The following is an 18,620-nucleotide window of genomic DNA, read 5'->3' as shown; positions in this document are numbered from 1 at the left end:
GCGGTGCTCAGGACTTCTGGCGCGCTTCGACGTCGATCGTCGACTTGTCGCTGTTGGCCGGCTGGCCGGTCACTTGCTGCGTGGGGGCCGGTGCAGCGGAGGCGTCGGGGGAGGCCGAGCCGTCCTTCATGCCGTCCTTGAAACCCTTGACGGCGCCACCGAGATCCGAACCCATGTTCCGCAGCTTCTTGGTGCCGAAGATCATGACCACGACGAGCAGCACGATCAGCCAGTGCCAGATGGAAAAAGAACCCATGGAGAACTCCTAAGAATGTGTCCGATTTTAGTCGGGGGGAATGTGACAGTTTGGCTTAACCCTGCTCAGCCGCGAAGCCAGGGGCGGGGGCCGCCCATGACGTGCACATGGAGATGGTGAACCTCCTGCCCGCCCTCGGCGCCGGTGTTCACGACGACCCGGTAGCCGCCGTCCGGATAGGGCCGGCAGCCCTGCTCCAGCGCCAGCTGGGGGGCCAGCGTCATGATCTTGCCCATGAGCGCCGAATCCTCGGGCGTGAGCTGCGCCATCGAGGCGATGTGCTTCTTCGGCACCAGCATGAAATGCACCGGCGCCCAGGGCGAGATGTCGTGGAAACCGAACAGGTCGTCGTCTTCGTAGACCTTGCGCGAGGGGATCTTGCCTTCGATGATTTTGCAGAAGACGCAGTTCGGATCAGATGACATCTTTGGGTTCCATGGGACGGCCGTCGTTCATCCGGATCATGCCCTTCACGATCCGGTAGAGGAACCACAGCGAAATCAGGCTCCAGGCGATCCAGCCCGGCACGAACAGCAGCAGCCAGAGCCACGAGGTGACGATGTACAGCAGGCCGGCCCACAGCACCGAGCGGATGCGCCAGCTGAAGTGCGAGGCCTGCCAGGTGCCGGCCGCGTCGTCGCGCTTCACGAAATCGATCAGCAGGGCGATGAGCAGCAGCAGCACGGAGGCCTGCGCGCCCGGCACGACCGCGCCGATGGCCACGATCAGGTGCAGCACGTAGCTGACCCAGCCCCAGGTCTTGAGGGAGTCGTCGGGTTCCACGTTCACGATGTCATTGGCCATGGTCGATGCCCTTTCAATCGATCATTCAGTCGTTGGAAGCTTCGCGGGCCTGCACCTTGCGCAGGGCTTTTTCCTCGATGCCGCTGGTGCCCTCGCGGCGCTCGAGCTCCGCGACAACGTCGGCTGGCGAGAAACCGTAGTGGGCCAGCGCCACCATGGTGTGGAACCACAGGTCGGCCACTTCGTTCACTATTTTCGAGCGGTCGCCGCCGTGGTCGGCGTCCTTGGCGGCCATCACGACCTCGGTGGCTTCCTCGCCGATCTTCTTGAGGAAGGCGTCGGGGCCCTTGTGCAGCAGCCGGGCGACGTAGCTTTTCTCGGGGTCGCCGCCGTTCGCGGGCAGGCGGCTCTCGAGCACCGCGGCCAGGCGGGCGAGCGCGTCGGAGGTGTTCGAATCGTTCACTGTGGCGGTCATTTGTAGATCGACTCCGGGTCTTTCAAGACCGGTTCGACCACGGTCCACTGGCCCTTTTCGTACTTGCTGAAGAAGCAGCTGTGGCGGCCGGTGTGGCAGGCAATGCCGGGCTCGTGGCCGAGCTGGGTCACCTTGAGCAGCACCACGTCGTTGTCGCAGTCGAGGCGGATCTCGTGCACGGTCTGCACGTGGCCCGACTCCTCGCCCTTGAACCACAGCTTGCTGCGCGAGCGGCTGAAATACACCGCGCGGCCCAGCTCGGCGGTCTTCTCGAGCGCCTCGCGGTTCATCCACGCGAACATGAGCACGTCGTTCGTGCCTTGTTCCTGGGCGATCACGGGCACCAACCCGTTCGCGTCCCACTTCACTTCATCGAGCCAATTCATGGGGATATTGTCGAGGATAGGAAAAGACCCTTCCGGTCCCGCTCAGGCGTCGATGCGCACGGGAATCCCGCGCTCGGCCATGCGCGCCTTGGCCTCGCCCACGGTGTGCTCGCCGTAGTGGAAGATGCTCGCGGCCAGCACCGCGTCGGCGCCGCCCTTCTGGATGCCGTCGGCCAGGTCGTCGAGGCTGCCGACGCCGCCCGAGGCGATCACCGGCACGTTGACCGCGTCGCTCACAGCGCGCGTCAGGGCCAGGTCGAAGCCGCTCTTGGTGCCGTCGCGGTCCATGCTCGTGAGCAGGATCTCGCCCGCGCCGCGGCGCGCCATCTCGGTCGCCCACTGCACCACGTCCAGGCCGGTGTTCTTGCGCCCGCCGTGGCTGTAGACGTCCCAGCCCGCGCCGCGCGTGGCGGCGTCTTCGGGGCTGCGGCGCTTGGCGTCGATGGCGACCACGATGCACTGCGAGCCGTACTTCTGGGCCGCGTCGCTGATCACCTGCGGATCGGCGATGGCGGCCGAGTTGAAGCTGGTCTTGTCGGCGCCCGCGTTGAGCAACCGGCGCACGTCGGCCACCGTGCGCACGCCGCCGCCCACGGTCAGCGGAATGAAGACCTGCGAGGCCACCGCCTCGATGATCGGCAGGATCAGGTCGCGGCCGTCGCTGGTGGCGGTGATGTCCAGGAAGGTGAGTTCGTCGGCGCCCTGCGCGTTGTAGCGCGCCGCGATCTCGACCGGGTCGCCGGCATCGCGCAGCTCGAGGAAGTTGACGCCCTTGACGACGCGGCCGCCGGTGACGTCGAGACAGGGAATGATGCGTTTGGCAAGCATGGGGTGGTGAACCAGAGAGAAATCAGAGAACGCAAAGCTGTTGCCAGCCCTGCCATTGGGCGCCGGGCGCCAGCACGACGGGTTCGTCGATGCGGGCCGCCTCGACGCACAGCATGTGGCGGAAGCCCTCTGGGGGCATGTCCGCGAGTGTCGCACCGAGCGCGGCGCCGGGGTTCCAGACCACGGTTTCGGTGCAGGTTTCGCTCTGGGTGATTTCGAGCGTGCCGTCGGGCTGCACCAGCCGCAGCGGCTGCGCCGGGGCCGTGTAGACGCTGTCGAACTCGGCGTCGAACTGCAGCGCGGCAGCGGTTTCGGTCTGGCGCACGTCGCGCACCGCGTCCCAGCGGGCGGCGCCCTGCAGGCCTTCGAGGCGCACCACGGCGATGTCGTCCACGCGCAGGTAGGTGTGCAGCGCGGCCGAGAACGGCCAGGGCGCGTCGCCGGTGTTGGCCAGGGTGAGCGTGGTGCGCAGCCGGCCGGCGGCGAGCGTGGCGTCCATCCGCGCTTCGAAGGCATGCGGCCAGAGCCGGCGGGTGGCGTCGTTGTCGCGCAGCACCAGCCGCAGCGTGTCGGGCGCGCCCGAATCCTCGCGAATCCAAGGCAGATTGCGCATGAAGCCATGCTTGGGGAGCATGCCGCGCTGGTTGAACTGGGGGCAGCACAGGGGAATGCCGCCGCGGATGGCGGTTTGGCCGTCAAAAACGGCCTTCGGACTCAGATACAGTCGCTCCCCACCGCGGGCCGGGGCCCAGGAAAGCACCTGGGCGCCATGCAGCGCCACCGTCAGCGTGCTGCCATCGGCCGCCACGGCGTGCAACGCCGGCTGGCCTCGAAACTCGATCGAGCGGATATCCATGTGAGGAATTGTAGGCAGCCGCCGCATCCTGACAGCGGGCCATTGCGTGCATCCGCCTTTCTTGGATACCCTGTGCCGGGTCGGTCCCGTGCACTCGAAAAGAACCACTCTCACACGACAAAGGGGATACGCATGAAGAAAAAGCTGCCCATGGCCGCCTGGATCCTGATCGCCATGGTGCTCGGCATCATCGTCGGTTACATGATCTTCACCAGCTTTCCCGACAAGAAGGCCGCCAAGGAGATCGCGGACTACGTCTCCATCGTCTCCGACGTCTTCCTGCGCCTGATCAAGATGCTGATCGGCCCGCTGGTGTTCTCCACGCTGGTGGTGGGCATCGCGCACATGGGCGACGCCAAGTCGGTCGGCCGTGTGTTCGGCAAGGCCATCGGCTGGTTCCTCACGGCCTCGCTGATCTCGCTGGTGATCGGCCTGGTCATGGCCAACCTGCTCAAGCCCGGCGAGAACCTGGGCCTGCCGCTGCCCGACATCGGCGCCTCGGCCAACCTGGCGACCAACAAGTTCACCTTCAAGGACTTCGTGAGTCACACGGTGCCCAAGTCGTTCGTGGAGGCGATGGCCAACAACGAGATCCTGCAGATCGTGGTGTTCTCGATGTTCTTCGGCGTGGCGCTGGCCTCGCTCGGCGACAAGGCCAAGACGCTGGTGGCCGCCATCGAGGAGCTGTCGCACGCCATGCTCAAGATCACGGGCTACGTCATGAAGCTCGCGCCGCTGGCGGTGCTGGCGGCCATGGCCGCCACCGTGGCCGTGAACGGGCTGGGCATTCTCGTCAAGTTCGCCGTGTTCATGCGCGACTTCTACCTGGGCCTGTTCGTGCTGTGGGGCGTGCTCATCATGGCCGGCCTGCTGTTCCTGGGGCCGCGCGTGTTCAAGCTGCTGGTGCTCATCAAGGAGGCGTTCCTGCTGTCGTTCGCCACCGCGAGTTCCGAAGCCGCGTACCCGAAGATCCTGCAGGCGCTCGACCGTTTCGGCGTGAAGCGCAAGATCTCCAGCTTCGTGATGCCGATGGGCTACTCGTTCAACCTCGACGGCTCAATGATGTACTGCACCTTCGCCGTGCTGTTCATCGCGCAGGCCTACGACATCCACATGCCGATCAGCACGCAGATCACCATGTTGCTGATCCTGATGCTCACCTCCAAGGGCATGGCCGGCGTGCCGCGCGCCTCGCTGGTGGTGATCGCCGCCACGCTGAACCACTTCGACATTCCCGAGGCCGGCCTGCTGCTGATCCTGGGCGTGGACACCTTCCTGGACATGGGCCGCTCGGCCACCAACGCAGTGGGCAACTCCATCGCCACGGCCGTAGTCGCCAAGTGGGAGGGCGAGCTGCTGTCCGAGAGCGATGCCGAGGCCAACGCCAAGGTGCTCGACGAGGAAGCCGCGGCCACCCTCGCCCATCCGGCGCACGCGTGAGGCGCCACGCCATGACGCGCATCGCCACGCTGCCCTCCGCCGTCGCCGCATGGCTGCTGGCGGCCGTGGCCCTGGCCTTGCCGGCCGGCCCCGCGCAGGCGCAGGAGCTCCTCACCGGCACGCTGGCCAAGGTGCGCGAGAGCGGCACCATCGCCATCGGCCACCGCGAGGCCTCGGTGCCCTTTTCGTACCTCAATGCGCGCAAGGAGCCGATCGGCTATTCCATCGAGCTGTGCCGCGCGCTCGTCACGGCCATCGAGGACACGGTCAACAAGAGCCTCACGATCAAGTGGGTGCCCGTCACCTCCGACTCGCGCATCGACGCGGTCGTCAGCGGCCAGGTCGACCTCGAGTGCGGCTCCACCACCAGCAACCTCGAGCGCCAGAAGCGCGTGGCCTTTTCGCCAACGATGTTCGTCTCGGGTACCAAGGTGCTGGTGAAGAAGGGCGCGCCGATCCAGTCGTTCCGCGACCTGGCCGGCAAGAAAGTGGCCGTGACGGCCGGCACCACCAACGAGAAGACGCTGCGCGACCTGTCGCAGAAGTTCAAGCTCAACATCGAGTTGAAGGTGGCGCGCGACCATGCCGAGTCGTTCGCACTCGTGAAAGAAGGCCAGGCCGACGCCTTCGCCACCGACGACGTGCTGCTCTACGGCCTGATCGCCCGCGACGCCGCCAAGGCGCAGTACGAGGTGGTGGGCGACTTCCTCTCCTACGACCCCTACGCGGTCATGTACCGCAAGGGCGACCCGCAGCTGAACAAGGTGGTGGTCGACACCTTCCAGGTGCTGGCGGAAGACGGCGAGATCCACCGCCAGTACAAGCGCTGGTTCATGCGCAAGCTGCCTTCGGGGGAAAGCCTCAATTTGCCGATGAGCGCGCAGCTGGAAACGATCATCCAGACGATGGCAGTGAAGGCCGAGTAGGCCCGCCTGCCCTTCTCTACCGCGCAGGCCACTCCCAGCGCGGAATCTCGCTCATGTCGAGGTTCGCGATGCGGGTCTCGCCGAAGCGCTTTTCGAGCACCACCGGCTGCAGGCCGTCGCTGTCGTCCAGGGCGGCGATCAGGCGCGCCGCATGCGACACCACGATCACCTGCGACGCCCGCGCGGCCTGCGCGATGAGGCGGCCCAGCGCCGGCAGCAGGTCGGGGTGCAGGCTGGTCTCGGGCTCGTTGAGCACCAGCAGCGCGGGCGGACGGGGCGTCAGCAGCGCCGCGATCCACAGCAGGTAGCGCAGGGTGCCGTCCGACAGCTCGGCGGCCGTCAGGGGCCGCAGCAGGCCGTGCTGGTGCATCAGCGTCTCGAAGCGGTCGCCGTTCGCCTGCACCTCGATGCGGGCGCCCGGAAAGGCGTCGTCCACGGCGCTGTCGAGCGCCTCGCCGTCGCCGATCTCGCGGACGGTCTGCAGGGCCGCGGCCAGATCGGCCCCATCGTTCGCCAGCACGGGCGTGTAGGTGCCCAGCTGCGGCTGGCGCGCGGGGGCGTCGGCGTCCGAGCGGAAGTGGTCGTAGAAGCGCCAGGAGCGCATCTGCTCGCGCAGCGTGAGCATCTCGGGCGCGTCACGCGGGTCGGCGTGCTCGGTCATCATGCTGGCGAAGGCCGGGATCGGCCGGCCGACGGCCTGCCAGCCCTTGCCGTCACGCAGGCGCAGCGCGGCGCCCTTGCGGTCGACCAGGTGCGTGGAGGGGCGCAGCAGCGGGCCGCTCCAGATCGCCTCGTGCTTGATCTGCGGGTCGTGCGAGAAGGCCGAGGACGGGATCGGCGGCGGCAGGCCGATGTCGATGGCGTAGCCGAAATCCTCGGCCTCGGCGCCGGCGAAGCCCAGCTTCAGCGCCACCGGCTCGCTGCGCGTGGTGCCCTGCACCGGCTGTTCGCCGCGCAGCATGGCCGCCGAAAAGCGCTCGGGCCCGGCCCACAGCGTGGAAGACAGCCCGCCCTCGCGCACCAGCGAGCGGATCACGCCGCCGTTGGCGATGTCGGCCAGCAGCCGCATTGCGCGGTACACGCTCGACTTGCCGCTGCCGTTGGCGCCGGTGACCACCGTGAGGCGGCCCAGCGGCACCGTCAGCTGGCGCAGCGAGCGGTAGTTGGCAATGGCGAGCGCGGAGAGCACGCGCCGCTACGGCAAAGGCGTCAGGCGCCGGCCAGCTCGTCCGCGCGCGCCTGGGCGGCGGCGAAGTCGAGGTCGCCCGAGTAGATGGCGCGGCCGCAGATCACGCCCTCGACGCCTTCGGACTCGACCGCGCAGAGCTGGTCGATGTCGGCCATGTTCGACAGGCCGCCCGAGGCGATCACGGGGATGGTCAGCGCCTGCGCGAGCTTGACGGTGGCGTCGATGTTGATGCCCGAGAGCATGCCGTCGCGGCCGATGTCGGTGTAGATGATCGATTCGACGCCGTAGTCCTCGAACTTCTTGCCCAGGTCGGCCACCTCGTGGCCCGTGAGCTTGCTCCAGCCGTCGGTGGCGACCTTGCCGTCCTTGGCGTCCAGGCCCACGATGATGTGGCCGCCGAAGGCGCTGCAGGCGTCCTTCAGGAAGCCGGGGTTCTTGACCGCGGCGGTGCCGATGATCACGTAGCGCAGGCCGTCGTCGATGTAGCGCTCGATGGTGTCCAGGTCGCGGATGCCGCCGCCCAGCTGCACCGGGATGTCGTCGCCGACTTCCTTCAGGATCGCCTTGATCGCCGCGTGGTTCTGCGGCTTGCCCGCGAAGGCGCCATTCAGATCGACCAGGTGCAGCCGACGGGCGCCGGCCTCGACCCATTTGCGGGCCATGGCGGCGGGGTCTTCGCTGAAGATGGTGGACTGGTCCATGTCGCCCTGCTTGAGGCGAACGCAGTGGCCGTCTTTGAGATCAATGGCGGGAATGAGGAGCATGGAAGTGACGCGAGTGTGCGAAAGCCGGGCTGCGAACGGTGCGGCCCGGGCGGGAATATAAGGTCAGGGATTCCAGTGGAGGAAGTTGCGATACAGCTGCAGCCCATGGTCCGCACTCTTCTCCGGGTGGAACTGGGTGGCAAAAATGTTATCGCGTGCGATGGCCGCGGTAAAGCATGCCCCGTAATTGGCCTCGCCCACGCTGTGCCGGGCATCCGCCGGACATGCGTAGAAGCTGTGCACGAAATAGAAGTAGCTCTGGTCGGGAATGCCCGCCCACACCGCGTGCGGCTGGGCCTGGCGCACCTGGTTCCAGCCCATCTGCGGCACCTTGAAGCGGCTGCCGTCGGGCTGCAGGCGGCCGGCCAGGTCGAACTTGACGACCTCGCCGGGAATGAGCCCCAGGCCGTCGGTCGGGCCTTCGTCGCTGCGCGACAGCAGCATCTGCATGCCCACGCACACGCCGAAGAGCGGCTTGCTGGCCGCGGCCTCGAGCACCGATTCGAGCAGGCCCGAGTCGCGCAGCTCGCGCATGCAGTCGGGCATGGCGCCCTGCCCCGGCAGCACCACGCGGGTGGCCTGGCGCACCACGTCCGGGTCGGAGGTGACGAACACCTCCACGCCCACCTGGTCGGCCGCATGGCGCACGGCCTGCGACACGGAGTGCAGGTTGCCCATGCCGTAGTCGACGACCGCGACGGAATTATTTGCTACAGATTTCATAGCTGTTCGCTGAGGGATTTCAGAGCGAACCCTTGGTCGAGGGAATGACGCCGACGGAGCGTGGATCGAGCTCCAGCGCGCCGCGCATGGCGCGCGCGAAGGCCTTGAACACGGTCTCGCACTGGTGGTGCGCATTCACGCCCTTCAGGTTGTCGATGTGCAGCGTGACGAAGGCGTGGTTCACGAAGCCCTGGAAGAACTCGTAGGTGAGCTGGCTGTCGAAGGTGCCGATCATCCCGCTGGTGAAGGGCACGTGCATCACGAGGCCCGGGCGGCCCGAGAAGTCGATGACGACGCGGCTCAATGCCTCGTCCAGCGGCACGTAGGCATGGCCGTAGCGGCGGATGCCCTTCTTGTCGCCGATGGCCTTGGCCACGGCCTGGCCGAGCGTGATGCCCACGTCTTCCACCGTGTGGTGGCCGTCGATGTGCAGGTCGCCCTCGCAGTCGATGTCCAGGTCGATCAGCCCGTGGCGGGCGATCTGGTCGAGCATGTGATCGAAAAAGCCGATGCCCGTGGAGAGCTTGGCCTTGCCGGTGCCGTCGAGGTTGACGCTGACCGTGATCTTCGTCTCGGCGGTGTTGCGGGTGACCGTCGCGATGCGATCGATGCTGCCCGGGGTCGTGGGGGTGGTCATAGTGAGGCTTCGAGCGCCGCCAGCATCTGCGCGTTCTCGTCGGCCGTTCCGACGGTGAGGCGCAGGCAGTTGGCGAGCAGTTCATGCATTTTAGAAACGTTCTTCACCAGCACCCCGCGGGCCTTCATGCCCTCGAAGGTACGGGTGGCATCCGGCACGCGCAGCAGGATCATGTTGGCGTCGCTGGGCCAGGTCTTCACGCCCGGCAGCCGGGCCAGCGCGGCCATGAGCTGGTCGCGCCCTTCGCGGATCTGGCGCGCCTGAGCCTCGAACACGGCCGCGTGCTCCAGCGCGAACAGCGCGGCCTCGCAGTTGAGCACGCTGATGTTGTAGGGCGGGCGCACCTTGTCGATCTCGGCGACCAGCGCGGCGGGGCCCATGAGGTAGCCCAGGCGGATGCCGGCCAGGCCGAACTTGCTCAGGGTGCGCATCAGCAGCACGTGGCGGTGGTTCGCGAGCCGGTCGATGTAGCTGCGGGCGGCAAAGGGCTGGTAGGCCTCGTCGATCACCACCAGGCCGCCCTGTGCGCCCTGGGCTCGCACGATCTTCTCGATGACGGCGTCGTCCCAGAGGTTGGCGGTCGGGTTGTTCGGGTAGGCGAGGTAGACGATGGCGGGCTTCTCGCGCGCGATGGCGGCCAGCATGGCGGCCTCGTCGAGCTCGAAATCGGCCGTCAGCGGCACGCCGACGAAGCGCAGGCCCTGCAGCTGGGCGCTCATCGCGTACATGACGAAGCCGGGCACAGGCGCCAGCACGGCGGCGCCGGGCTGGTCGCAGGCGATGCCGAGCAGCGAGATCAGTTCGTCCGAGCCGTTGCCCAGCATCAGCCCGAAGCCTTCGGGCAGGCCCGCATGGACGGCCAGCGCGCGCTGCAGGTCGGCGCCGCGGTCACCGGGGTAGCGGTTGAGCGCCAGCGCGCCCAGGCGCGCGCCCAGTTCGGCCTGCAGCGCGGGCGGCAGGCCGTAGGGGTTCTCCATCGCGTCGAGCTTGAGGAAGCCGCGCGCGTCCTGCACCGCGTAGGCGTGCATGGCGCGCACGTCGGCGCGGATGCGGTCGAGCGGCAGGCGGTTGTCGGAGGCGGAGGAATCGGAAACGGTCATCGGGTGCAGCGGTAGCTGTTGCGGAGGGCGCCGGCCATGACCAGTTGCACGGGCATGTCGGCTTCGTAGCTGTCGGCGTTGCGGCTCAGCTCGGTCTGGTAGAGCGAGCGGGCCATCGAGGGCTCGAGGCGGCGGCCCTCGATGCAGAACGGCGGCACCTGGCCGTTGCGCTGCGACGATTCGACGCCCTCGCGCAGGCCTTCGAGCACGCCGACGAGGTAGTAGCTGGCGTAGGCCTTGCCGTCCTTCTCGTTGGCTTCGAGGGTGCGCAGCTCGCGGATGCTCATGGCCTGCGCGCCGGCGCCGATCGCACCGGCCGCCAGGGCGAGCAGCAGCGCCGGCAGGCGCGGCAACAGCAGGACGGCGGCGCGTTGCATGGCCTCGCTGGCTTACTTGCGGTAGCGCGGCGGCGGTGCGTACGCGCCGTCGGCCGGAAAGGCGCTGGGCTGCGACGGCGAGGCGTCGCGGCGGGTGCGGCGCGGGGCGTTCGGCTCTTCGAGCTCGAACAGCGCGGCGCCGATCACGCCGATGTTGCGCACGTCGCCGGCCTCGGTGTTCGCGGCGTAGGCACGGCCCGGCGTGGCGAAACGGAAGGCGGCCACTTCGCTCTGGCTCTTGCGGAAGCCCTCGATGTTCAGGGTCTGCTGCGGGCGCAGCACGTAGCCGCCGTTGCGCAGGCTGCCGGGCTTGCCGTTGAGCACGTCCAGGCCGTCGACGGTGGCGATCACCTCGTAGCTGCGGTCGCTGAGGTTGCGAAAGCGCAGCGTGTAGCGCGCGCCTTCGATGCCGGCGAGGCGGAACATGTCATTGCCGCTTCGACGTGCGCGCTGCAGCGGCAGCGGGCGGTCGTTCTCGTCGAGCACCGACCACTCGATGTCACCCTGGGCCAGCTGCAGGTTCAGCCGGCGCTCGGGGTTGCTGCCCGCGTCGCGGCGCACGCTGGCCGCGTCGTTGTAGCCGATCGAGGCCACATCGTCGGGCTGGTCGGCCAGGCGCTTGGCAGCCACCGTGCGGGTCTTCGACTCGATGCCCTCGCCCCATTGCGTGCCGAGCTGCGCCGGCGCGGGTGCGGGCTTTGCCGCACTGGGCGTGGCCGCCATCGCCGTCGTCTCGGCGCGGTTCTGCGGCATCTGGGTGCAGGCGGCCAGCAAGGCGGCACCGGCAACGAGGCCGGTGGCGAAACGGAAAAATCGCGAACGATAGAGGCGTTGAATCATCTGGCGTGCTCCTCCCTGAAGCGGGGTTGTTGGAGCCTCAGATCTTACGCAGGCGCATGCGCGCGGCTTCGGCGTGCGCCTGCAGGCCCTCGCCTTCGGCCAGCGTGACGGCGATCGGGCCCAGCACCTGCGCGCCGGCCTCGCTCACCTCGATGAGGCTGGAGCGCTTCTGGAAGTCGTACACGCCCAGCGGGCTCGAGAAGCGCGCCGTGCCGCTCGTGGGCAGCACGTGGTTCGGGCCGGCGCAGTAGTCGCCCAGGCTCTCGCTGGTGAAGTTGCCCAGGAAGATCGCGCCGGCGTGGCGCAGCAGCGGTTCCCAGCGGTGCGGTTCGCTGCTGCTGACTTCCAGGTGTTCGGGCGCGATGCGGTTGCTGATCTCGCAAGCCTCTTCCATGCTCTTCGTGTGGATCAGCGCGCCGCGGCCGTTGAGCGAGGCGGCGATGATCTCGGCGCGCGGCATGGTCGGCAGCAGGCGGTCGATCTCGGCCTGCACGCGGTCGATGTAGGCGGCGTCGGGGCACAGCAGGATGCTCTGGGCCAACTCGTCGTGCTCGGCCTGGCTGAACAGGTCCATGGCCACCCAGTCGGGCGGCGTGGAGCCGTCGGCCAGCACCAGGATTTCGCTCGGGCCCGCGATCATGTCGATGCCCACGGTGCCGAACACGCGGCGCTTGGCGGCGGCCACATAGGCGTTGCCGGGGCCGGTGATCTTGTCGCAGGCCGGAATGGTGGCCGTGCCGTAGGCCAGCGCGGCCACGGCCTGCGCACCGCCGACGGTGAAGCCGCGCGTCACGCCGGCCACGTAGGCGGCGGCGAGCACGAGCTGGTTCTTCTCGCCCTTCGGCGTGGGCACGACCATGATGATCTCGCCCACGCCCGCGACGTGCGCGGGAATGGCGTTCATCAGCACGCTCGACGGGTACGCGGCCTTGCCGCCCGGCACGTAGATGCCCACGCGGTCGAGTGGCGTGACCTTCTGGCCGAGCAGCGTGCCGTCGGCGTCGCGGTAGCTCCAGCTTTCGCCGGAGGCCTTCTTCTGCGCCTCGTGGTAGCTGCGCACGCGGCGCGCGGCGGCTTCGAGCGCGTCGCGCTGCGCGGCGGGGAGGCCCTCGAACGCGGCCTTCAGCTCGGCCTGCGTGAGTTCGAGCTCGGGCAGCGTCTTCGCGTCGAGCTTGTCGAAGCGGTTCGTGTATTCCAGCACCGCCTCGTCGCCGCGCTTTTGCACGTCGGCCAGGATGTCGGCCACCACCTTCTCGATCGCCGCGTCCGCGTCCGCTGACCAATGCAGCCGCGCCTTGAATTCAGCGTCGAAGCTGGCTGAGTTCGTGGACAGTCGGGCGGGGGCTGCTTGCAGAGTCATGGGCTTGAGGTTCAGGCGGAGGGAATGGCGGACGCGAACGCGTCGATGATGCGGCGGATGGGTTCGCGCTTGAGCTTGAGCGCGGCCTGGTTGACGACCAGCCGGGCGCTGATGTCCATGATGCGCTCCACCTCGACGAGGTGATTGGCCTTGAGTGTGTTGCCGGTCGAGACCAGGTCGACGATGGCGTCGGCCAGGCCCGTGAGCGGCGCCAGTTCCATGCTGCCGTAGAGCTTGATCAGGTCGACGTGCACGCCCTTGCTGGCGAAGAAGTCGCGCGCCAGGCCCACGTACTTGGTGGCCACGCGCAGGCGCGAGCCCTGCTTCACGGCCGAGGCATAGTCGTAGTCGGCGCGCACGGCCACGCTCAGGCGGCAGGCCGCGATGCGCAGGTCCAGCGGCTGGTACAGGCCCTGGTTGCCGTGCTCGAGCAGCACGTCCAGCCCGGTCACGCCCAGGTCGGCGCCGCCGTACTGCACGTAGGTGGGCACGTCGGAGGCACGCACCAGCACCACGCGCACGTCGGGTCGGGTGGTTTCAAGAATCAGCTTGCGCGATTTCTCGGGGTCTTCGGTGACCTCGATGCCGGCGGCGGCCAGCAGGGGCATCGTCTCTTCGAAGATGCGGCCTTTGGAAAGAGCCAGGGTGATCATGCGGCGGCTCCCGTCACGCGTTCAATGTCGGCACCGAGGCCGCGCAGTTTCGATTCCATGCGGTCGTAGCCCCGGTCGAGGTGGTAGATGCGGTCGACCAGCGTCTCGCCCTCGGCCACGAGGCCGGCGATGACGAGGCTGGCGGAGGCGCGCAGGTCGGTGGCCATCACGGTGGCGCCCGAGAGCTGTTGCACGCCCTCGACCATCGCGACCTTGCCTTCGACGTGGATGCGCGCGCCCAGGCGCACCATCTCGTTCACGTGCATGAAGCGGTTCTCGAAGATGGTCTCGGTGACCATCGAGGCGCCGCGCGCGATCACGTTCAGGGCCATGAACTGGGCCTGCATGTCGGTCGGGAAGCCGGGGTATTCGGTGGTGCTGAAGCTCTGGGCCTTCAGGTGGTCGTACGCGGGGCCCTGCGAGCCGATGCGGATGCCGTCGGGCTCGGTCACGACGGTGCAGCCGGCGTCGCGCAGCTTGTCGATCACGGCGTCGAGGTGGTCGCCGCGCGCGTGGCGCAGGAAGGCCTCGCCGCCGGTGGCCGCCACGGCGCACAGGAAGGTGCCGGCCTCGATGCGGTCGGCCACCACGGCGTGTTCGCAGCCGTGCAGCTTCTCGACGCCCTGGATGCGGATGTGGCTGGTGCCGTGGCCTTCGATCTTGGCGCCCATGCGGATCAGCATCTCGGCCAGGTCGACGATCTCGGGCTCCTGCGCGGCGTTCTCGAGCAGCGTCTCGCCCTCGGCCAGCGCGGCGGCCATGAGGAAGTTCTCGGTGCCGGTGACGGTGACCATGTCGGTCAGGATGCGCGCGCCCTTCAGCCGCGTGCGGCCCTCGGGCAGGCGCGCGACCATGTAGCCGTGCTCGACCACGATTTCAGCGCCCATCGCCTGCAGGCCCTTGATGTGCTGGTCGACCGGCCGCGAGCCGATGGCGCAGCCGCCGGGCAGCGAGACCTTGGCGTGGCCGAAGCGCGCCAGCAGCGGGCCCAGCGCCAGCACCGAGGCGCGCATGGTCTTCACCAGTTCGTAGGGGGCCTCGGGGTTGCCGAGCTTGCCGGCGTTCAGGCGCACGGTGCCGTTGTCGTCGGCCTCGGCCGTCACGCCCATGTTGCGCACCAGCTTGAGCATGGTCGACACGTCCTGCAGGCGCGGCACGTTGTGCAGCACCACGGGCTGGTCGGTCAGCAGCGCCGCGCACAGCTCGGGCAGCGCGGCGTTCTTGGCGCCGGAAATGAGCACTTCGCCGCGAAGCTCACGCCCGCCGCGAATCAGAAGTTTGTCCATGAAGGATCCAGCGAAATCAGGAGGCCCGCAGGGGCCGGAAAGTCATTTGTCCACGGCGGCCCATTCGGCCGGCGTGTAGGTCTTCATCGAGAGCGCATGCACCTCGTCGGTGTGCATTTTCGCACCGAGGGTGGCGTAGACCCGCTGGTGGCGCTGGATGGCGCGCTTGCCCTCGAATTCGGCCGAGACGATGGTCGCGTACCAATGTCGGCCGTCGCCCTCGAGCGTGATGTGCTCGCACGGCAGATGGGCAGCGATGATGGCTTGGAGTTCGTCAGCGGTCATGGGGTCTTGGAAGTCGCGGTCAGCCGCGGATTTTGTAGCCGATGCGCAGGAGGTGAACAGCGATGGCGCTCACCACCAGCCAGGCGGAACCGACGATGCCGAAGCTCAGCCAGGGCGAAGCGTCGCTCACCCCGAAGAAGCCGTAGCGGAAGCCGTCGATCATGTAGAAGAAGGGGTTCAGGTGGCTCACGCTTTGCCAGAACGGCGGCAGCGAACCGATCGAATAGAACACGCCCGACAGGAAGGTCATGGGCATGATCAGGAAGTTCTGGAACACGGCCATCTGGTCGAACTTCTCGGCCCAGAGCCCGGCGATGAGGCCCAGCGTGCCCAGCATGGCCGAGCCCAGCAGCGCGAACACCAGGATCCACACCGGCGCCACGAAGCTCGGCACGGCGAAGAAGACGGTCACGGCGAACACGCCCACGCCCACCGCCAGCCCTCGGATCACCGAGGAGCCCACGTAGGCGAAGAACCAGCCCCAGTGCGACAGCGGCGTGAGCAGCACGAACACGAGGTTGCCCATGATCTTGCTCTGGATGATCGAGGACGAGCTGTTCGCGAACGCGTTCTGCAGCACGCTCATCATCACGAGGCCGGGAATCAGGAAGGCGGTGTAGCCCACGGTGCCGTAGACCGTCACGCGGCCTTCGAGCACATGGCCGAACACCATGAGGTACAGCAGCGCGGTGAGCACCGGCGCGCCGACGGTCTGAAAGCCGACCTTCCAGAAGCGCAGCGTTTCCTTGTAAAGCAGCGCGCGCCACCCAGTGACCGCCATCATCGCGACACCTCCAGCGGCGTCTGCTCGCCCGCCATCAGGTCGATGAACACGTCTTCCAGGTCGGCCTTGCGCATTTCCACGTCTTCCACCGCGACGCCGGCTTCGCGGATCGCAGCCAGCAGTTGTTCGACTTCGTGCGCGTTCTGCGCCGGCAGCTGCACGATGCGCCCGGTGATGCGCGCGTGCTGGGCGATGGCCCAGGGCAGCATGGCGTCGGTCTTGAAGCGCAGGACGTTGCTTGCGGCCGACTTCAGCAGCTCGCTGGTGCGGTCCAGGGCGATCACCTTGCCGAGCTTGAGCATCGCGATGCGGCTGCACAGCGCCTCGGCTTCTTCGAGGTAATGGGTGGTGAGCAGCACGGTGCTGCCCTGCTTGTTGAGCTTGGCCACGAACTGCCAGAGCGTCTGGCGCAGCTCGACGTCGACGCCGGCCGTGGGCTCGTCGAGCACGATGACCGGCGGCTTGTGCACCAGCGCCTGTGCCACCAGCACACGGCGCTTCATGCCGCCCGAGAGCTGGCGCATGTTGGCCGTGGCCTTGTCGGCCAGGCCCAGGCTCTGCAGCAGCTCGTCGATCCAGGCTTCGTTGTTCTTGATGCCGAAGTAGCCCGACTGGATGCGCAGCGACTCGCGCACGTTGAAGAAGGGGTCGAACACCAGCTCCTGCGGCACGATGCCGAGCTGTCGCCGGGCTTCGGCGTAGTCGCGCTGCACGTCGAAACCGTGCACGCTGATCGCGCCCGCCGTGGGCCGCGACAGGCCCGCCAGCATGCTGATGAGGGTGGTCTTGCCCGCGCCGTTGGGCCCGAGCAGGCCGAAGAACTCGCCCGGCTCGATCTGGAAGGAAACCTCGTCGACCGCACGCAGCCCCTGCTTGCCTTGGGCGCGTTGCTGACGGGAGGGAGGGTAGGTCTTGGAGACCGACTGGAATGAGATCGCGGGCATGGGAGCCCGCGATTTTACGGGCGATGGGTTTTTCGGCGCTGTTCAGGGGTGAACGCGGGGAGCCGGCCGCGCTAGGCATCGGCCCGAAGTTCACCCACAATCCCGCCGGTGCCGATTTTGCGCACCGCAACCGCCCATCGCGAGGAACGCCAATGAAGTGTTTGACCCGCAGCCCCCTCCCAACCGTTGCCGCCCTGCTCCTGGCGATGGTGCTGACTGCTTGCGGGGGAGGAGGTGGTGGCGGCGGAGGTGGTGGCGGCATCGCCCTTGTCGGCGGCGGCGCAGGCGCTGGCGCAGGGGGTGGCACCGCCCAACCTTGCACTTCATCTGCCGGTTCGGCCCAGCTGCCGGCCCGCGATGCACTCATTGCGCGCGCCAAGTGCCTGGAGCTGGACACGCCCTACGTGCCACCACCCGGCGATGTGCTGGAGCACAACACGTCCGGGTATGCCAAGGCCATGTGCTCGGCGGTCTTCATCACCGGACTCGATCCTGCAGTCGCCGCCGAAACCATCGGGTACTTCACGGGGCCGTACGAACAGCGCAAGAAGGTAGGGGCGCCGGTCGTCGACCGCACCAAGAAAGAGGTGCGGATCACGATGCCCAACGGCGGCCCGACGCTGGTGGCCCGCCACTTCGGATCCCAGGGTTGCATCACGCTGCCGCCCGGCAAGGACGACGTTTTCTTCACACCCGTCAATGTCAAGAGCGCGCTGGCCGACCCCACGACCGTGCCCTGGCCCATGGGCGATGTGCTGCCGAACGACCCGCCGCCCGCCGACGTCGACATGGCCAAGGTGAACCAGGCCCTCAGCGCCGCCTTCGAAACGACGGAGGCCTACACCGCGGCCTTCGTGGTCACGCACAAGGGGCGGCTCATCGGCGAGCGCTACATGAGCGGCATCAGCGCGACAACGCCGCTCGAATCATGGTCGATGGGCAAGAGCGTCGTGGCCACGATGATGGGCGTTCTGATCAAGCAGGGCGTGTACAAACTCGACCAGCCCGCGCCGATTCCCGAATGGCAAGGTGCCGGCGACGGCCGCCAGCAGATCCGCATTGCCGACATCCTGCGCATGTCCAGCGGGCTGCGCATCAAGGCCCCGGACGATCCGGACTTCGATCCCAACGGCACCTACCCCGATCACATCTACTACTACACGGGCCGGATCAACGCATTCAACTACGCGGCGACCCGACCGCAGCAATGGCCGCCCAACACGGTGGGCCGCTACCGCAACACCGATCCGGTGCTTGCCAACTACCTGGTCCGCCTTGGAGTCGAGAAGCGCGGCGAAGAGTACCTCTCGTTCCCGCAGCGCGCCATCTTCGACAAGATCGGCATCCGCTCCATGGTGATCGAGACCGATCCCTACGGCAACTTCCTCACGCAAGGCTACGACTTCATGTCGGCCCGCGATTGGGCCCGGCTGGCCAATCTCTACCTGCAGGACGGCGTGTGGAACGGGGAGCGCATTCTTCCCGAGGGGTTCGTCAATTTCGTGAGCACGGCCGCACCAGCCTGGGCCGCAGACCAGCGCCCCATCTACGGGGGATTCTTCTGGATCAATGGAACGGGGGCACTGGCGGCGCCGACGACGGCCTACTACATGCTCGGCGCAGGGGGCCAGTTCGTGCTCGTGATTCCGTCGCACGATCTCGTCGTCGTGCGCATCGGCCACTCCAAGGGAGAGCGATTCGCGACCTCGACCCTGAACAAGGCACTCGCGCTGCTGACCGCAGCAGTGCCACGCACGCGCTAGGGGG

Annotated in this window: 23 protein-coding genes; 3 read left to right on the top strand and 20 right to left on the bottom strand. The window is 67.7% G+C overall.

All coding sequences use genetic code 11. From position 1 onward, the window contains the following. Positions 1 to 7: 7 nt before the first annotated feature. The 7 genes from tatA to AC07XP_RS19705 all read right to left on the bottom strand — a co-directional run bounded on the left by tatA (position 8) and on the right by AC07XP_RS19705 (position 3,545). A complete protein-coding gene (tatA, locus tag AC07XP_RS19735; RefSeq protein ID WP_070059921.1) occupies positions 8 to 256 on the bottom strand; it encodes a Sec-independent protein translocase subunit TatA in 249 nt (82 codons plus the stop codon). Positions 257 to 321: 65 nt separating this feature from the next. Then, positions 322 to 681, bottom strand: a complete 360-nt coding sequence (locus AC07XP_RS19730; protein ID WP_070059922.1) for a histidine triad nucleotide-binding protein — start codon at positions 679 to 681, stop codon at positions 322 to 324. Next, positions 671 to 1,060 (bottom strand): DUF4870 family protein, encoded by a 390-nt coding sequence (locus AC07XP_RS19725; protein WP_056572726.1) that lies wholly within the window; start codon positions 1,058 to 1,060, stop codon positions 671 to 673. Before AC07XP_RS19725 ends, AC07XP_RS19730 begins: the two co-directional genes overlap by 11 nt. Positions 1,061 to 1,085: 25 nt before the next feature. Next, positions 1,086 to 1,475, bottom strand: a complete 390-nt coding sequence (locus AC07XP_RS19720) for a phosphoribosyl-ATP diphosphatase (RefSeq protein ID WP_095743772.1) — start codon at positions 1,473 to 1,475, stop codon at positions 1,086 to 1,088. Continuing rightward, positions 1,472 to 1,861: a phosphoribosyl-AMP cyclohydrolase gene (gene hisI / locus AC07XP_RS19715; protein ID WP_095743771.1), complete on the bottom strand. Its 390-nt coding sequence runs from the start codon at positions 1,859 to 1,861 to the stop codon at positions 1,472 to 1,474. Before hisI ends, AC07XP_RS19720 begins: the two co-directional genes overlap by 4 nt. Before the next feature lie 42 nt (positions 1,862 to 1,903). Then, positions 1,904 to 2,689 (bottom strand): imidazole glycerol phosphate synthase subunit HisF, encoded by a 786-nt coding sequence (hisF, locus tag AC07XP_RS19710; RefSeq protein WP_095743770.1) that lies wholly within the window; start codon positions 2,687 to 2,689, stop codon positions 1,904 to 1,906. A 22-nt stretch (positions 2,690 to 2,711) separates the two neighbouring features. Next, positions 2,712 to 3,545, bottom strand: a complete 834-nt coding sequence (locus AC07XP_RS19705) for a D-hexose-6-phosphate mutarotase (protein WP_495265608.1) — start codon at positions 3,543 to 3,545, stop codon at positions 2,712 to 2,714. 132 nt (positions 3,546 to 3,677) lie between these two features. On the opposite strand from AC07XP_RS19705, the gene AC07XP_RS19700 reads away from it, so the two are divergent. Next, positions 3,678 to 4,985 carry a dicarboxylate/amino acid:cation symporter gene (locus tag AC07XP_RS19700; protein WP_070059926.1) on the top strand — a complete coding sequence of 436 codons (1,308 nt, stop codon included), beginning with the start codon at positions 3,678 to 3,680 and terminating at the stop codon, positions 4,983 to 4,985. An 11-nt stretch (positions 4,986 to 4,996) separates the two neighbouring features. Continuing rightward, positions 4,997 to 5,911: an amino acid ABC transporter substrate-binding protein gene (locus AC07XP_RS19695; RefSeq protein ID WP_492697831.1), complete on the top strand. Its 915-nt coding sequence runs from the start codon at positions 4,997 to 4,999 to the stop codon at positions 5,909 to 5,911. 16 nt (positions 5,912 to 5,927) lie between these two features. Here the strand turns inward: AC07XP_RS19695 and AC07XP_RS19690 are convergent, their stop codons facing one another. From AC07XP_RS19690 to AC07XP_RS19630, 13 genes are all read right to left on the bottom strand, one after another. Next, complete coding sequence (locus tag AC07XP_RS19690) at positions 5,928 to 7,100, bottom strand: AAA family ATPase (RefSeq protein WP_495265607.1); 1,173 nt, start codon at positions 7,098 to 7,100, stop codon at positions 5,928 to 5,930. Between the two features lie 20 nt (positions 7,101 to 7,120). Beyond that, positions 7,121 to 7,864 (bottom strand): 1-(5-phosphoribosyl)-5-[(5-phosphoribosylamino)methylideneamino]imidazole-4-carboxamide isomerase, encoded by a 744-nt coding sequence (gene hisA / locus AC07XP_RS19685; RefSeq protein ID WP_062471681.1) that lies wholly within the window; start codon positions 7,862 to 7,864, stop codon positions 7,121 to 7,123. Between the two features lie 63 nt (positions 7,865 to 7,927). Continuing rightward, on the bottom strand, positions 7,928 to 8,587 hold the full coding sequence (gene hisH, locus AC07XP_RS19680) for an imidazole glycerol phosphate synthase subunit HisH (protein WP_495265606.1): 660 nt from the start codon (positions 8,585 to 8,587) through the stop codon (positions 7,928 to 7,930). A gap of 19 nt (positions 8,588 to 8,606) precedes the next feature. Further along, positions 8,607 to 9,224: an imidazoleglycerol-phosphate dehydratase HisB gene (gene hisB, locus AC07XP_RS19675; protein WP_495265605.1), complete on the bottom strand. Its 618-nt coding sequence runs from the start codon at positions 9,222 to 9,224 to the stop codon at positions 8,607 to 8,609. Continuing rightward, on the bottom strand, positions 9,221 to 10,324 hold the full coding sequence (gene hisC, locus AC07XP_RS19670; RefSeq protein ID WP_495265604.1) for a histidinol-phosphate transaminase: 1,104 nt from the start codon (positions 10,322 to 10,324) through the stop codon (positions 9,221 to 9,223). The genes hisB and hisC overlap by 4 nt, the downstream gene beginning before the upstream one ends. Then, a complete protein-coding gene (locus tag AC07XP_RS19665; protein WP_070059929.1) occupies positions 10,321 to 10,701 on the bottom strand; it encodes a hypothetical protein in 381 nt (126 codons plus the stop codon). The genes hisC and AC07XP_RS19665 overlap by 4 nt, the downstream gene beginning before the upstream one ends. A gap of 12 nt (positions 10,702 to 10,713) precedes the next feature. Then, positions 10,714 to 11,541, bottom strand: coding sequence for a hypothetical protein (locus tag AC07XP_RS19660; RefSeq protein WP_495265603.1), 828 nt, complete (start codon positions 11,539 to 11,541; stop codon positions 10,714 to 10,716). A 37-nt stretch (positions 11,542 to 11,578) separates the two neighbouring features. Further along, the gene (gene hisD, locus AC07XP_RS19655; protein WP_307584240.1) at positions 11,579 to 12,901 is read right to left on the bottom strand and encodes a histidinol dehydrogenase; all 1,323 of its coding nucleotides are present in this window, start codon (positions 12,899 to 12,901) and stop codon (positions 11,579 to 11,581) included. Between the two features lie 11 nt (positions 12,902 to 12,912). Next, a complete protein-coding gene (hisG, locus tag AC07XP_RS19650; protein WP_095949879.1) occupies positions 12,913 to 13,554 on the bottom strand; it encodes an ATP phosphoribosyltransferase in 642 nt (213 codons plus the stop codon). Further along, complete coding sequence (gene murA, locus AC07XP_RS19645) at positions 13,551 to 14,840, bottom strand: UDP-N-acetylglucosamine 1-carboxyvinyltransferase (RefSeq protein WP_495265602.1); 1,290 nt, start codon at positions 14,838 to 14,840, stop codon at positions 13,551 to 13,553. The genes hisG and murA overlap by 4 nt, the downstream gene beginning before the upstream one ends. 42 nt (positions 14,841 to 14,882) lie before the next feature. Next, entirely contained in the window at positions 14,883 to 15,125 is a 243-nt protein-coding gene (locus AC07XP_RS19640; protein ID WP_062471708.1) for a BolA family protein, read from the bottom strand. Positions 15,126 to 15,144: 19 nt separating this feature from the next. Then, entirely contained in the window at positions 15,145 to 15,909 is a 765-nt protein-coding gene (locus AC07XP_RS19635) for an ABC transporter permease (protein ID WP_070059933.1), read from the bottom strand. Continuing rightward, positions 15,906 to 16,853, bottom strand: a complete 948-nt coding sequence (locus AC07XP_RS19630; protein WP_070059934.1) for an ABC transporter ATP-binding protein — start codon at positions 16,851 to 16,853, stop codon at positions 15,906 to 15,908. The genes AC07XP_RS19635 and AC07XP_RS19630 overlap by 4 nt, the downstream gene beginning before the upstream one ends. 152 nt (positions 16,854 to 17,005) lie before the next feature. Here AC07XP_RS19630 and AC07XP_RS19625 point away from each other — a divergent pair, with 152 nt between their 5' ends. Next, a complete protein-coding gene (locus tag AC07XP_RS19625) occupies positions 17,006 to 18,616 on the top strand; it encodes a serine hydrolase domain-containing protein (RefSeq protein WP_495265601.1) in 1,611 nt (536 codons plus the stop codon). Positions 18,617 to 18,620 lie beyond the last annotated feature (4 nt).

The organism is Variovorax sp. GW531-E2 (assembly GCF_059423125.1).
Note: the sequence above shows the minus strand (reverse complement) of the source record. Positions and strands in the feature narration are given on the sequence as shown.

Excerpts from the sequence above, each read along its gene's own strand:
- AC07XP_RS19730 (WP_070059922.1), bottom strand. The coding sequence starts at position 681 with ATGTCATCTGATCCGAACTGCGTCTTCTGCAAAATCATCGAAGGCAAG.
- AC07XP_RS19695 (WP_492697831.1), top strand. The coding sequence starts at position 4,997 with ATGACGCGCATCGCCACGCTGCCCTCCGCCGTCGCCGCATGGCTGCTG.
- AC07XP_RS19720 (WP_095743772.1), bottom strand. The coding sequence starts at position 1,475 with ATGACCGCCACAGTGAACGATTCGAACACCTCCGACGCGCTCGCCCGC.
- hisB (WP_495265605.1), bottom strand. The coding sequence starts at position 9,224 with ATGACCACCCCCACGACCCCGGGCAGCATCGATCGCATCGCGACGGTC.
- tatA (WP_070059921.1), bottom strand. The coding sequence starts at position 256 with ATGGGTTCTTTTTCCATCTGGCACTGGCTGATCGTGCTGCTCGTCGTG.
- hisC (WP_495265604.1), bottom strand. The coding sequence starts at position 10,324 with ATGACCGTTTCCGATTCCTCCGCCTCCGACAACCGCCTGCCGCTCGAC.
- AC07XP_RS19635 (WP_070059933.1), bottom strand. The coding sequence starts at position 15,909 with ATGATGGCGGTCACTGGGTGGCGCGCGCTGCTTTACAAGGAAACGCTG.
- murA (WP_495265602.1), bottom strand. The coding sequence starts at position 14,840 with ATGGACAAACTTCTGATTCGCGGCGGGCGTGAGCTTCGCGGCGAAGTG.
- AC07XP_RS19665 (WP_070059929.1), bottom strand. The coding sequence starts at position 10,701 with ATGCAACGCGCCGCCGTCCTGCTGTTGCCGCGCCTGCCGGCGCTGCTG.
- AC07XP_RS19660 (WP_495265603.1), bottom strand. The coding sequence starts at position 11,541 with ATGATTCAACGCCTCTATCGTTCGCGATTTTTCCGTTTCGCCACCGGC.
- AC07XP_RS19705 (WP_495265608.1), bottom strand. The coding sequence starts at position 3,545 with ATGGATATCCGCTCGATCGAGTTTCGAGGCCAGCCGGCGTTGCACGCC.
- AC07XP_RS19630 (WP_070059934.1), bottom strand. The coding sequence starts at position 16,853 with ATGCCCGCGATCTCATTCCAGTCGGTCTCCAAGACCTACCCTCCCTCC.
- hisG (WP_095949879.1), bottom strand. The coding sequence starts at position 13,554 with ATGATCACCCTGGCTCTTTCCAAAGGCCGCATCTTCGAAGAGACGATG.
- AC07XP_RS19700 (WP_070059926.1), top strand. The coding sequence starts at position 3,678 with ATGAAGAAAAAGCTGCCCATGGCCGCCTGGATCCTGATCGCCATGGTG.
- hisA (WP_062471681.1), bottom strand. The coding sequence starts at position 7,864 with ATGCTCCTCATTCCCGCCATTGATCTCAAAGACGGCCACTGCGTTCGC.
- hisI (WP_095743771.1), bottom strand. The coding sequence starts at position 1,861 with ATGAATTGGCTCGATGAAGTGAAGTGGGACGCGAACGGGTTGGTGCCC.
- hisD (WP_307584240.1), bottom strand. The coding sequence starts at position 12,901 with ATGACTCTGCAAGCAGCCCCCGCCCGACTGTCCACGAACTCAGCCAGC.
- AC07XP_RS19725 (WP_056572726.1), bottom strand. The coding sequence starts at position 1,060 with ATGGCCAATGACATCGTGAACGTGGAACCCGACGACTCCCTCAAGACC.
- AC07XP_RS19625 (WP_495265601.1), top strand. The coding sequence starts at position 17,006 with ATGAAGTGTTTGACCCGCAGCCCCCTCCCAACCGTTGCCGCCCTGCTC.
- hisF (WP_095743770.1), bottom strand. The coding sequence starts at position 2,689 with ATGCTTGCCAAACGCATCATTCCCTGTCTCGACGTCACCGGCGGCCGC.
- hisH (WP_495265606.1), bottom strand. The coding sequence starts at position 8,587 with ATGAAATCTGTAGCAAATAATTCCGTCGCGGTCGTCGACTACGGCATG.
- AC07XP_RS19640 (WP_062471708.1), bottom strand. The coding sequence starts at position 15,125 with ATGACCGCTGACGAACTCCAAGCCATCATCGCTGCCCATCTGCCGTGC.